Below are 11,752 nucleotides of genomic sequence, written 5' to 3'. Positions count from 1 at the left end.
TAATAAGACTATGAAATTTTGTCTTGATTTTGTTTGACAAACGCTGTCCAACCCGTATAACTTTTTTGCTGAGTCGGCCGCCCCATATTATAAAAGTGACATACTGCGGCTGCCAATCCATCTGTTGAATCCAAATTCTTAGGAAGTGTTTTTAATTGCAGCATACTCTGAAGCATTTTTGCCACTTGCTCTTTACTGGCGTTACCATTACCGGTAATGGCCATCTTAATCTTCTTTGGGGAGTACTCTGTAATTGGTATTTGTCGCGACAATCCTGCAGCCATAGCAACTCCTTGAGCTCTACCTAATTTTAACATACTCTGTACGTTCTTACCAAAGAAGGGTGCTTCAATGGCAATTTCATCAGGGTGATAGGTATCAATAAGTTCTAAGGTACGCTCAAAAATATGCTTGAGCTTCAAATAATGATCGTCATACTTTTTGAGCTGAAGTTCATTTAACTGTCCAAATTGCATTTGTTTCCCAACAACCTTAATAATCCCAAACCCCATGATGGTGGTTCCAGGGTCAATCCCTAAAATAATTTTTTCTGTTTGCATTAATCGCAGAATTGGCAACCACTCAAAGATATGGAAAGCCCAACAGTTATAGTAAAGAGACTTCCATTAAATGCACCTAGACCAGATAAAGGCGGGTTGTAATCGTCCAAACTCGTTAAGCCCCAGATGTATGAAAAATCCCCAAACACACTTAAACGCTGATTAAGCGCATAATGTAGCTCAATGCCACCTAGTAAATTAGCATACGTTTGATTTCTTCCCGTGATACCCCCTAAGGGTTTAGAAAACGAAACCCCAGGACCTGCATGAAGAGGAATGGCAATACGTTCAGGTAAAAAGTTTAAAAACTTGGTCGGATCATACACAAACTGAAGATTAAACCTGGTATAATTAATCTTAAACTCTGCAGATTCTTTATCATTGGCAAACCGGTTGAATCCATAATCCAACCGCAACCCATATTCTTGTTTAAACATGCGCTGTATTCCTAAATTTACCGAGGGGAAATTGACGGGCTGCGCAAAGGACCCTTTAACAAAGCCATCTGTGAAGGGGTAACTAATTCCGAGCGAAACGATCGCTTTCCATTTCATTGTTTGTTTCCATTGGGCTTTTGTTGAGCTCGTCATCATTAAGACTGAAAACAACAGTATGAATTTCAAAAAAGCTTTCTGCATCTATACAGAATTGATTTAATTTGTGTTATGCAGATTAGGGGCTTACACAAATCTAAACATTTCTTTTTTTATGGAATTACCTATTTAGTGCCAGCCCTTGCTATTGGCTCTATCTATCTTCAAATTCAGCAATTTCATATAACAAACGTTCATGCCTTGGAGAGTTTCTGGTCAAGCTCATCCTTTGTTATAATAAAAATCTGTTTGACCCTTATAGTTCTAACTACAATCAATTGGATGCTGGAGGCCTACAAATGGCAACTTGCCGTGGGACCAGTAAAAAGACTGTCCCTCAGTGAGGCCGCCAGACAGTGTTTAGTTGGTGCCACATCCTCTATTCTAACCCCAGCTAAACTGGGTGATTATGCCTCGAAACCTGCATTTTATGCAGCTCATCAAAGACCAACAATTGTACTTCTTAATGGCCTAAGTCATTTTTTTCAAATGCTTACTACAGGCATTTTTGGTACTGTGTCCTTAGTTGTTTTAGCAAAACATCAACCCCGGATATTACACTTGATTGATTCACAAACGGCTTTAATGGTTATAACTAGTCTACTTATTTTATTCTTAGTCATAGTGCCTGTTATAAAGCTAAAAATGAAGAAGACCTATTTAAATCTTTTGGAGCTTCTATCAGTTACCAACAGACAGCTTTGTGTCTCTCTGATGAGTTTATCAATTACAAGGTATTTGATTTTTTCATTGCAGTTTATTTTACTCCTCCAACTATTAGGTAATCCACTTGGCGTTTACTGGACTTTTATTATCAGTTCTAGCATTTACATCATTAATTCCATGCTTCCAACACCCGCTGCCTCTGATAGCATCATAAAAGGAAGCCTAGGTGTATTCCTCTTTGGGCTTTTTGGTGTAAATCCATGGATTGTTCTGATTGCCACATTACTAATGTGGTTAGGAAATCATGTGCTTCCAGCTGTCATTGGGAGTATTGTCATGATGCAGCTCAAACCCGGTATCAAAGAATAGAAATATGCTAATTACCGGACTCGTTCTTATCTTACTTTACATCCTATTGATTATCGCTTTCTACAAGGGTTTTGATAAGGTAGATGACTTCTATTTACAAGATTATTCTCCAAAAATGGGTTTCTCTGTGATTATTACATTTAGGAATGAAGAGGATACTTTACCAGCCCTTTTAGAGTCCTTGTATCAACTCGAGTATCCATCAAAACTGGTTGAAGTGCTATTTATCAATGACGACTCCAGTGATAAATCCGTTAAGCTCATTGAGTCTTTTATCAGACAACAGCGACCAAAAAGTACCTGGAAAATCCTGAATAATGAGAGATTCAGTGGTTCGCCTAAGAAAGATGCTGTTCGATTGGGTATCCAGAATGCCCACTTTAGGTACATCGCCACCACCGACGCAGATGTAATTCTCCCCAAGTACTGGCTGGCTTGTTTTGATGCGTTTCTGCAGGCCCAACCGAGTACCTTAATAGCAGGTCCTGTGAAATTACATAAGCTCCAATCATTTTTAGATCGCTATCAAGCTATCGATGTATTAAGTCTTCAGGGGTCAACTATTGGTGCCTTTGGGTGGGGTCACCCCTTTATGTGTAATGCCGCAAATATGTGCTATGACAAGGAAGCTTTTCTAAGTCTTGACCCATATAAGCAGAATCAGCATATTGCCAGTGGTGATGATGTTTTTTTACTTGAAGCCCTGGTCAAACACAATCCTAATCAATTAGGCTATATAAAATCTCCCCAAGCCGTCGTTAGTACCAGTCCTGTCTCAAGTTGGAACCAGCTCTTTCATCAGCGCCAGCGCTGGGCTTCAAAAGCCAAATCAACAAACCTGCTGATTGGAAAAATCACTGGAGTATTAGTCCTATTGACCAATTTATGGATTCTTACATTACCACTTTTGGTGCTAATAGGACAACTTAATGTCAAATCAGCACTTTTATTTTTCCTGGTTAAGTTTTCAATTGATTTCCTTTTAGTCTTTAAAACTGCCCGTTACTTAGACGAAACAGAAGTCTTATTCTCCTTTGTGCCTTCCAGCATTATTTACCCTTTTGTAAGTGTATATGTGGTTCTGTTAAGTTTACTTAGGCCATATACTTGGAAACAACGTTCATTTAAATCATAGAAAAAACTTTTTTAGTAGCTTTAGGCTAGACTACTGCGTTATGAAGAAACTACTAATTGCCCTGTTCCTGCTCCTAAATTTCATTACTTTATCTGCTCAAAAACAGACACAAATTGAAGGTTTTGATGTGACCCTTAAGAAGGTTTCAGAAGGCACTATTGATTTGTACTGGTGCTTTGTTCAACGCAACTACTATTATTTTGTTGAAACAGCTTCGGGTGATCTTGTTCAGCTGCATGAAACAGTAGAAGAAGTCAACTTTTACAAAGCAAAACTAAGTGCATTAACTGGAGGTTTTGGCAATACCAACGAGCTCTTTTTTGACTTAAAATCACTTCAAAAATATATAGATGAGTATAACGCATCTCAGGACCCTAATTACAGCTCATACAAAGTTCCATCAAGAGTAAAATGGTACGCTATGCCCTTTGCCGGAATTACCAATAATCCATTTGTAAGTAACCCTGATAATATTAGCAACCCACAGTTAGGTCTTGATATAGAGTTTTCAGGAAATGTTCCAGACCACAAACATGCTGGTTTTCTTCAGGTAAGACATGCTTTTAGGTCCAATAAATTTGATTACCAAACCACTGAATTCAATATTGGCTATCGGTTTCGATTCTTAAGAAGAGAACGCTTAAAGCTATTTGCTCAAGTGAAGGTAGCCACCTTAAATATTAATGAAGTGGTCCTTGAAGATGAAGAAACAGGGGCGCCTATCAAAATTAGTAATAACGCTATTAACTCACCATTCATTATTGGCCTGGGAGGAGACGTTAAAGTTGGCAAGGATAGCTATGTAACGTTTATGTATAGTGAAATTGTAGCCTTGTTTTTTGACTATCAGGGAAACTTCCCTATCGACTTTGTAATTGGATATAAATTTAGACTGTAATCTTACTTAATACTTATTACAAGAGGCAACTGGAATTCAGTTGTGACTTCCTGACTGCGCTTAATAGCTGGGAGCACCTTTGGAAGAGTGCGCATACTTTGGTGGACGAGACTGTCTATTTCAGGAATAATCTCGCGAGTCGTGGCTTTGGCCTTTACTTCTGTAACAGATACCAGTCCCTTATTTGAAATCTGAATTCTTAGCATTAAGGTATCACTAACATCTTCTGTTACTACCAAATTTGCTGAGGCTAAACTGGTATTAATATGATTGATCAATGTTGCTTTAAAACATTGCTCTTTCGATGTTTCAGGCACATCGTTACAGTCTATAAAACTCGGGTATTGGTCAACAGAATTCCAGTTAATATTTTCTAATTCTTCCTGAACCAAGGTAGTTTCATCCACCTTCTTAAGGTCCATTTCTTTACAGGAAACAAGGAGAATTAAAACTATTAGTAAGCGTCGTTTCATGAAGAATACTTCTGAAACTGAAAAGTACAATTTTTTTAGAGTTTAGTCCTGCGTGTTAAATTTTTCCTCGCGGAGTTCTTCTAAGCGCCTACTTGCAAATGTGGCAAATGGAGAATCGCTGTATTTGCTTTCCAGATCCTTAAACACTTTTATACGGGCATCAATGTCCTCATAATACTGATCTTTGGACATGGCCATAAAAAAGTCTGAGCTCATATTAGTAGGATCCTCCTTCAATGACTTTTTAAAGGCCTCAATAGCCTGAGGGTACTTTTTTTGCCTATTGAGCAAAACCCCTAACTTTTGATATTCATCGGATAGTTTTTCATCTTTCAGACTGATAGCTAACGCCACATGCTCTTCCGCCTCTGCAAATTTGTGAAGATACTCATAGTAAATACCAATAGCGTAATGGGCATCGGCATTTTCAGGATTATATGCCAAAGCCTTTTTTCGATAAGCAATCGCCTTCTCATAATCGTAATTCTCAGCCTGACTGATGCTTAGTTTTTCATAGATCAACTCCGATTTTTCACCAAGGGCAATGAGTTTCTCAAACCAGAAAATAGCCTTTTCATAATCCTGCATCCAATAGAAATTCTGAGCTTTTAAGCTAATGAGTTCTACATTCTCTGAATACAACTTAAGTCCTCTGTCTACATATTCATTAGACTCTATATGCTTTCGCTTTACCATTTTATATCGGGCAATCTTATAAATGGTTTTTTGGTGTTGTGGATCTAAATTATAGGTCTTGTTGAAGTAGTTGATAGCCAAAGAATCACCTGTTTGCTCGGCCAGTTTTCCCATTTCGAAATAAAAATTAGGATTGAGCGAGTCTTTCTGAATAAGTGTCTGAAAGCCCTCTTTAGCCACATCGTACTTCTTTAATGCTCGCAATAGTTTAGCCTGCTCGTAGCGCAAGAATAGATTTTCTGGATGAGCTAGAACTGCTTTGTCATAATACTGCAACCCCTGTTGATAATTACCAAGTGCCTGATAGGATAAAGCTAGTTTTTGAGATGCCTCATGATGTTGGCTGTTTTGCTTATAAATCGCTATCGCCTTGGAGTAATTACCTAATTTAAAAAGACTATCGGCCTCCTGAATACCAGATTGCGCCCAGGCCCCGATAGACGCCAATATATAGAGTAGGACAATTCGTTTCATTATTGCACTTGAAATAATATAGGTAAGGAATAAGGGACTACTACAGTTTCATCATGATGAACGCCTGGAATAAACTTTGGAAGTGCGTTAATTACCCTCTTGGCCTCTTCTTCAAGGGCTTCATGAGGTGCTCTGGCACCAACATCAGTTACGTCACCGTTTTTATCAATCTTAAAAAAGACAGAGATACGTTGTCTCCCAGTCAATCCTAGGTCTAAAGCCAGGTTGGTGTTAAAGTTCTGATTAACAAATTTAGCCACTTCCATAGAGGTACATTTTTTTCGTTCATCACCAACTAATCCGTCACAAGATTCAAAGGTGGGTGCCTGATCTATTACTGAGTAGGGAACCTCAGCTTCATTTGAATAGTTCTGTATCTTGTTAATTAGGGTTTGTTTATCAGTGACCAGATACATACTTAACTCATCGTCAGTGGTAATCTTAAAAGAATCCTCTGGCAGATTATTTTTATGAATAACAGATAGTTTTGACTCATTTTGAGCGAGTTCTAACTTAATGACATATTCAGGATGTTGAGCAATGAACTTTTCAATCCTTAGATATCCCGGGTGATCACTTATTTTTGGGAACTGATCTTTATCAATAATAAAGGACAGTTGCTCTACTTCAATTTCTTGAGTAAAATCATTGGATTCTAATACCTCTTTTTCACAAGCCACATAAGTCAACATGCCCATAATTAATGGTATAGCGAGTGCGTACCTCCAGTAATTTCTTCTTCCAGTAGGCCCTTGCTGCATCATATGTAAGCGCTTCTTAAGTAGGGATTTTGAAAAGAAGGCATTGGTTAGAGACAAGGTCTGGACACCAAAGGCTTGTTTTAACAAATTTTCATAATAAGACTGTTTTTGATCTGATGAGATGACCTTATGGTCAGCTGTGTATTCATGTAGTTCTACAATGCGGTTATGATACCAGTAAACAGCAGGATTAAACCACATGGCAATTTTAAGTATTTGGAACCACATAATATCCAGACTATGCCCGTGACGGACATGCACCATTTCATGTTCCAATATGACCTCTTGGTCCTCTTTTGCGATGTTAGAACCCAGAAAAATACTATTAAAGAAGGAATAGGCCTGATGACTGTTCAGAAGTCTAACCACCAATATATTATTTTGCCAACGCTTCGGACTTTTTGAAACGATCATTGCTAATTGAAGTCCTTTGATTAGTAAGATGACTAAAAACACAATTGATCCGCTGAGCAATACCCATTGCCATACAGGGGTTGTTGCTGGCTCTGTACTAATACCCGCTACATTCATGGCAGCCTGGCTCATAGGTGATAGTTCTTCTGTACTACCCAATACCACCTCTGGCAAGGTGATGACCCCAATCTCTGATCCAAAGTCGGATATAAAACCAATCTTAATAAAAGGAAGTGCTAGTGATAAACAACTAGTGACCAATAGATAGATTCGGTTCCAAATAAAGAAGGTCTGACGCCTTAAAAACAAATCATAGACAACAAGAAATAAAACCTGAAAGGCCACCACTTGTATAATGTAATGTAACATAGCTATTCGTTTTTATTGATTTCTTTTAATAAGGTCTCGATGTCCTGAAGATCTACATCGTTTTTCTTTACAAAAAAGGACACCATACTCTTAAAGGATCCTTGAAAATAATTATCTACCAACTTATGGAGACTTTGATTACTGTAATCACTCTTAGGCACCAGTGGAAAATACACATGACCTTTCCCCTGCTTTTCATAACTAACAAATCCCTTACTCTCTAAAATTCTAACAATGGTAGATACTGTATTATATGCTGGTTTGGATTCTGGTAAATGTTCGATAATCCCCTTAACATTAGTCTTCTGTAACTCCCAGAGCACCTGCATAATTTCCTCCTCTGCCTTGGTCAATTGTTTCATAGGTGTGTAATTTAGATTATAAATATAACTAAGTTTTTAGTTTAAACTAACTGCTTAGTTAAAATTGTAACTTTTTAACATTTAGGTCGACTTGTTAGTTACATGGATATCTTTTTAATCATAGTAGCCTCCTTGTTGATGCTCTTAGGGGTCTTAGGTAGTTTTGTCCCTATTCTTCCAGGCCCCCTTACTAGCTGGATTGGACTCTTAGTTTTGAGTTTCTCGGACAACGTATCAATTTCAACTAGTACGCTGGTACTTACCTTTATTATTGCCTTAGTTATTTATATTTTGGATTACATTATTCCTGCTCTAGGAACTCGAAAATATGGCGGATCACGCTATGGTATGATGGGCACCACTCTGGGATTAATAATAGGAATTTTAGCCCCAATACCCTTTGGTATTATCATTGGGCCATTTGTAGGAGCCTTAATTGGAGAACTGTTATATCAACAAGACAGTCAACATGCACTGAGAGCTGCTTATGGATCTTTAATGGGGTTTTTAGCTTCAACATTTATAAAGTTTAGTGTAGCGGTGGTCTACCTGGGGCTGTTTATCTGGATCATTATATAACACAAAAAACCTAATAGAATCACATCGGTCGCTCTTCTATTAGGTTTACAACTTGCTATTAATTCAACAATAAACTAAAGAGGGATCAATCTCGTTCTTGTTGACTTGGTAAAGGTAATTTGACGAACTGACTTTTTGTTGTGGGAAAACCGTAAACTTGATGCGGAAAAACCGTAATTCGAAGGGTGCTAATTACAGAAACCCTTTATCTCTAGCCTCCTTTAACAAGGTTTCGTCTTTACCATCCGTGACGGAAAACAATAATTTGAGCTGCTTTTTTCGTTTTTCGATCGCACTAGTGGACAATCCAACATACTCCCCAAGACTCCTGGTCTTGACGCCTTGGCTAAGGAAGTGTAGAATCTTGCGATTAATATCGTCGATGTTGATCTGGCTCACTACTACCTTTTTCAAATAATTGGTAACCGTACTACTGTAGTAAGGAGGAAACCTAAGAATCTGCTGGAAGGCATCCGTGAGCTCAATAGAGGTTAGATCACTTTTTATCAAAAATCCATCTGGATTAATTTCCTTGATAATATTATGAATTCTAAAACTCTCATTAAACATGGTCAGAATCACAATCTTGGCATGGGGCAGCACCTGGCGTGCCAATAAGGCTAAATCTTGACCAGAGGTATACTTACCATCACTGGAACCGGGAAGCGATATATCAAAAAAGCAAACATCATAAGGCTGACTTTTGGCAGCACGCTGAATCATGGTAACTGCCATGTCACAATTATTTGCTGTATCGATTAAAAGAGTTTGGTCTTCTTTTTTGGAAGCCATCAGCACATTCTGATAGCCTTCAATAATGATGGGATGGTCGTCCACCATTAGGATGTTGATGTGATTCATAATTGATCCCCTGGGATAAGAACGCTTACAGTGGTTCCGTCCCCAATTTTTGATTGAAACTTCACAGTTCCATTGACTTCATTTACGCGAGAAGACATATTCTTTAATCCGATTCCACGTCGCTGTTTATTGACATCGAATCCTTGTCCATCATCTGTCACCTCTAAACAAAGGTCGTTATTAATTAACGAAATTGCAATGCGAATTGTCGTAGCCTGGGCATGTTTGTAAATATTTTGCATGGATTCCTGAACAATACGGTACAAGTTAATCTTCAACTTATTAGACAGGACTTCCCAGTTAATATCGTCGGAACAATTGAATTCGAATTTAAGGTCATAAGCTGTTGCCTGAGTCTCTACCAAATCGCTTAATATGTCTGTAAATCCAGCTCCACCTACAAAGTCGGTATTCATTTCATGGGAAATTTTTCTGATGTCCTCTTCAATGCCTTTTAATTGATTGATATAATTACCCCTATTGGTCATTGCTTCTTTCCCTTCCGAAAAATTGAGACTGTCCAGGCTTAGACGCACCCCAAATAAACGTCCCAACACCCCATCATGTAGCTCCTTGGAAACACGAATCTTTTCGGCACTTCGGGCCTCTTCAATTTTATCCTGCTGATTCAGCATCAGGTTGTAGATTTCCTCATTAGCCTCTTGCTGCGCTTGTCGTAAACGCAGCTCTTTGTTACGGGCCCGTTGGCTTATAATGACATACACCAATAACCCAGTAAGCAACAAAGCTCCTGAAAGAATTAGCAAGTAAAAATTCTCTTTTGAGATTTGCTCATTCTTAGCCTGAAGCTGGTCGGTATCAAACTTAATTCGAGCAATCTTATTACGGACCAAACGTTCTTCCGCTTCTAAACTATCCTCAAGTCTTATATGCTCCCTTAAATAGTTTTTTCCAGCTTCACCTTGTGTAACTTCTGAGAGTAAATATAAGGCCCGTTGTTTGGCTTGATTAGAGATCAAATCATCAGCCATTTCTAACGAAATTTTACCATATTTTCTGACAGAATCTTGATAAGAACCTATCAAATAGAGCTCTGATAAGTCTAAAAGTGCATTTAAGTACCCATTTGGATAATCATTCTGTAGACAAATATGACTTGCCAGCTTATATTTTTGTTCAGCATCTTCGAAGTTAAACTGACCTGACTCCACTTCAGTTAATGCTATATTATTGATAATGGTCCCATAAAATGAAGGATCTATAGACTCATATCGCTCTAGTTGACTTTCAATATCTTCCAATATTTCAAGAGCGTCCTGGTACCTTTTTAAATCTCTTAGAGAACTTGCTATATTATTTTGGGCATAAACTACATTTATATAACCATCCTCCATTTTATTGGCATAGTCGATAGATTGATTATAATACGAGATTGCCCTCTCATTTTCTCCTAAGTCCTGTGAGATGATTGCCAATAAATTATAAACGTTTGAGTACGCATCTAATGACTGCTCAGAAGTCTCTATACCTTCTAAGACTTTTAATGCTTTTACGGCATCAGATTCTGCCCCATCATAAATTTTTGCAACATGTTGTATATCTGCCAGAATATAAAGGGTCTCAGCTTTTCCTATTGAAAACTCGTTTTCGCCATAGTATTTTAAGGCATTGTTCAAATAATAATAGGCTGTATCGTTTTGCGCAACATATCGATAATAGGATCCTAAATTCGCTGAGGCCGCTGAAATTGAAAAAGTGTCTTTTATTTTAGAGGCTAACTCTAAATAATCCGCATTGACTTTTACATAATTGTCCAGATCATTATTAGCCTGATGCATCAAAGCCAGAGTTCTCCACACCTTAACCTTTATGGAGTCTACATCTAATTGGGTAGCAATTTTTTCCGCTTTAAATGCAAGTTTCAACCGTTCTTCAGGAGATCGATTACTGTTCCTACAAATAAATATCAGACTATCAATAGTTTTATTAGCCTGCAATATGTCTTGAGAAAAACCAGAGCATGAAATAAGTATCAGACCTAAAAATATGAATTGCCTTATTCGATTCAATGTGGGATAATTAGTCTTAACTCAAAAATAGACTAATTTTTAAAACATGAAATTTATGGAGCAACAAAAGTCCAAACAGCAGACTATTTGGACTAGATTATAGAGGTTGTGATTCTAACTATCCGTTAGAACCTACCTTCAATTTCTTCTTTTCTGCAGCAATAAGGTCTTTAGGACTATACTCCTTATAAGTTGGTTGCTCAGGAGTGACATCTTGAGATTTTACTCCAGAAACAGTTAGTACTAGAATAGCTACCAAAGCTAATGTAATTTTTAGGGCTTTCATAAGTTCATATTTTAGGGTTACACCAATAGTTTTAATAAACATGAATCGCAACAGCGATTGTTCTGAGGGAAGAATGGATAATTAATTGGTTTAGGGAGGGACCTACAGGGTACAAAAAAAGCTGACCAAGTTTTAAACTTAGCAGCTCAATGGATTAAAATGTTATCTTCTTACGTGAATAGGGCATAAAGAAGATTTGTAAATATAGAATTCATAAACCATATTT

The 11,752-nt window shown here is 37.7% G+C and carries 13 protein-coding genes; 4 read left to right on the top strand and 9 right to left on the bottom strand.

Annotation, left to right across the window (positions count from 1 at the left end; translation table 11 throughout):
• Nucleotides 1-8: 8 nt before the first annotated feature.
• Both ruvC and DN064_RS02755 read right to left on the bottom strand, forming a co-directional pair.
• Nucleotides 9-560 carry a crossover junction endodeoxyribonuclease RuvC gene (ruvC, locus tag DN064_RS02760; protein ID WP_115461075.1) on the bottom strand — a complete coding sequence of 184 codons (552 nt, stop codon included), beginning with the start codon at nt 558-560 and terminating at the stop codon, nt 9-11.
• Nucleotides 560-1,198, bottom strand: a complete 639-nt coding sequence (locus tag DN064_RS02755; protein WP_115461074.1) for a cell envelope biogenesis protein OmpA — start codon at nt 1,196-1,198, stop codon at nt 560-562. The genes ruvC and DN064_RS02755 overlap by 1 nt, the downstream gene beginning before the upstream one ends.
• Nucleotides 1,199-1,225: 27 nt before the next feature.
• Here DN064_RS02755 and DN064_RS02750 point away from each other — a divergent pair, with 27 nt between their 5' ends.
• From DN064_RS02750 to DN064_RS02740, 3 genes are read left to right on the top strand one after another with little or no spacing between them, the layout of a single operon-like run.
• Nucleotides 1,226-2,188: a hypothetical protein gene (locus tag DN064_RS02750; protein ID WP_115461073.1), complete on the top strand. Its 963-nt coding sequence runs from the start codon at nt 1,226-1,228 to the stop codon at nt 2,186-2,188.
• 4 nt (nt 2,189-2,192) lie between these two features.
• Nucleotides 2,193-3,323 (top strand): glycosyltransferase, encoded by a 1,131-nt coding sequence (locus tag DN064_RS02745; protein ID WP_115461072.1) that lies wholly within the window; start codon nt 2,193-2,195, stop codon nt 3,321-3,323.
• Between the two features lie 40 nt (nt 3,324-3,363).
• The gene (locus DN064_RS02740) at nt 3,364-4,221 is read left to right on the top strand and encodes a hypothetical protein (protein WP_115461071.1); all 858 of its coding nucleotides are present in this window, start codon (nt 3,364-3,366) and stop codon (nt 4,219-4,221) included.
• A gap of 2 nt (nt 4,222-4,223) precedes the next feature.
• On the opposite strand, the gene DN064_RS02735 is transcribed toward DN064_RS02740, so the two are convergent.
• Genes DN064_RS02735 through DN064_RS02720 form a run of 4 tightly spaced genes read right to left on the bottom strand, consistent with a single transcriptional unit; the run spans nt 4,224 to nt 7,770 of the window.
• The gene (locus tag DN064_RS02735) at nt 4,224-4,694 is read right to left on the bottom strand and encodes a hypothetical protein (protein ID WP_115461070.1); all 471 of its coding nucleotides are present in this window, start codon (nt 4,692-4,694) and stop codon (nt 4,224-4,226) included.
• Between the two features lie 42 nt (nt 4,695-4,736).
• On the bottom strand, nt 4,737-5,864 hold the full coding sequence (locus DN064_RS02730) for a tetratricopeptide repeat protein (RefSeq protein WP_115461069.1): 1,128 nt from the start codon (nt 5,862-5,864) through the stop codon (nt 4,737-4,739).
• Nucleotides 5,864-7,408, bottom strand: a complete 1,545-nt coding sequence (locus tag DN064_RS02725; RefSeq protein WP_115461068.1) for a M56 family metallopeptidase — start codon at nt 7,406-7,408, stop codon at nt 5,864-5,866. The genes DN064_RS02730 and DN064_RS02725 overlap by 1 nt, the downstream gene beginning before the upstream one ends.
• A gap of 2 nt (nt 7,409-7,410) precedes the next feature.
• Nucleotides 7,411-7,770, bottom strand: a complete 360-nt coding sequence (locus tag DN064_RS02720; RefSeq protein ID WP_115461067.1) for a BlaI/MecI/CopY family transcriptional regulator — start codon at nt 7,768-7,770, stop codon at nt 7,411-7,413.
• A gap of 102 nt (nt 7,771-7,872) precedes the next feature.
• Here DN064_RS02720 and DN064_RS02715 point away from each other — a divergent pair, with 102 nt between their 5' ends.
• Nucleotides 7,873-8,349 (top strand): DUF456 domain-containing protein, encoded by a 477-nt coding sequence (locus DN064_RS02715; protein WP_115461066.1) that lies wholly within the window; start codon nt 7,873-7,875, stop codon nt 8,347-8,349.
• A 192-nt stretch (nt 8,350-8,541) separates the two neighbouring features.
• Here DN064_RS02715 and DN064_RS02710 read toward each other — a convergent pair whose 3' ends face one another.
• The 3 genes from DN064_RS02710 to DN064_RS02700 form a co-directional block, all read right to left on the bottom strand.
• A complete protein-coding gene (locus DN064_RS02710; protein WP_115461065.1) occupies nt 8,542-9,210 on the bottom strand; it encodes a response regulator in 669 nt (222 codons plus the stop codon).
• On the bottom strand, nt 9,207-11,240 hold the full coding sequence (locus DN064_RS02705) for a tetratricopeptide repeat-containing sensor histidine kinase (protein ID WP_157962212.1): 2,034 nt from the start codon (nt 11,238-11,240) through the stop codon (nt 9,207-9,209). Before DN064_RS02705 ends, DN064_RS02710 begins: the two co-directional genes overlap by 4 nt.
• A gap of 118 nt (nt 11,241-11,358) precedes the next feature.
• The gene (locus tag DN064_RS02700) at nt 11,359-11,526 is read right to left on the bottom strand and encodes a hypothetical protein (RefSeq protein ID WP_157962211.1); all 168 of its coding nucleotides are present in this window, start codon (nt 11,524-11,526) and stop codon (nt 11,359-11,361) included.
• Nucleotides 11,527-11,752: the final 226 nt, after the last annotated feature.

This window comes from Winogradskyella aurantiaca (assembly GCF_003362725.1).
Lineage (GTDB): Bacteria > Bacteroidota > Bacteroidia > Flavobacteriales > Flavobacteriaceae > Winogradskyella_A > Winogradskyella_A aurantiaca.
The sequence above is the reverse complement of the archived record's forward strand: the minus strand, read 5'-3'. Positions and strand labels throughout refer to the sequence as shown.

Coding starts and splice junctions, on each gene's coding strand:
- ruvC (WP_115461075.1), bottom strand. CDS start 560: ATGCAAACAGAAAAAATTATTTTAGGGATTGACCCTGGAACCACCATC.
- DN064_RS02755 (WP_115461074.1), bottom strand. CDS start 1,198: ATGCAGAAAGCTTTTTTGAAATTCATACTGTTGTTTTCAGTCTTAATG.
- DN064_RS02750 (WP_115461073.1), top strand. CDS start 1,226: ATGCAGATTAGGGGCTTACACAAATCTAAACATTTCTTTTTTTATGGA.
- DN064_RS02745 (WP_115461072.1), top strand. CDS start 2,193: ATGCTAATTACCGGACTCGTTCTTATCTTACTTTACATCCTATTGATT.
- DN064_RS02740 (WP_115461071.1), top strand. CDS start 3,364: ATGAAGAAACTACTAATTGCCCTGTTCCTGCTCCTAAATTTCATTACT.
- DN064_RS02735 (WP_115461070.1), bottom strand. CDS start 4,694: ATGAAACGACGCTTACTAATAGTTTTAATTCTCCTTGTTTCCTGTAAA.
- DN064_RS02730 (WP_115461069.1), bottom strand. CDS start 5,864: ATGAAACGAATTGTCCTACTCTATATATTGGCGTCTATCGGGGCCTGG.
- DN064_RS02725 (WP_115461068.1), bottom strand. CDS start 7,408: ATGTTACATTACATTATACAAGTGGTGGCCTTTCAGGTTTTATTTCTT.
- DN064_RS02720 (WP_115461067.1), bottom strand. CDS start 7,770: ATGAAACAATTGACCAAGGCAGAGGAGGAAATTATGCAGGTGCTCTGG.
- DN064_RS02715 (WP_115461066.1), top strand. CDS start 7,873: ATGGATATCTTTTTAATCATAGTAGCCTCCTTGTTGATGCTCTTAGGG.
- DN064_RS02710 (WP_115461065.1), bottom strand. CDS start 9,210: ATGAATCACATCAACATCCTAATGGTGGACGACCATCCCATCATTATT.
- DN064_RS02700 (WP_157962211.1), bottom strand. CDS start 11,526: ATGAAAGCCCTAAAAATTACATTAGCTTTGGTAGCTATTCTAGTACTA.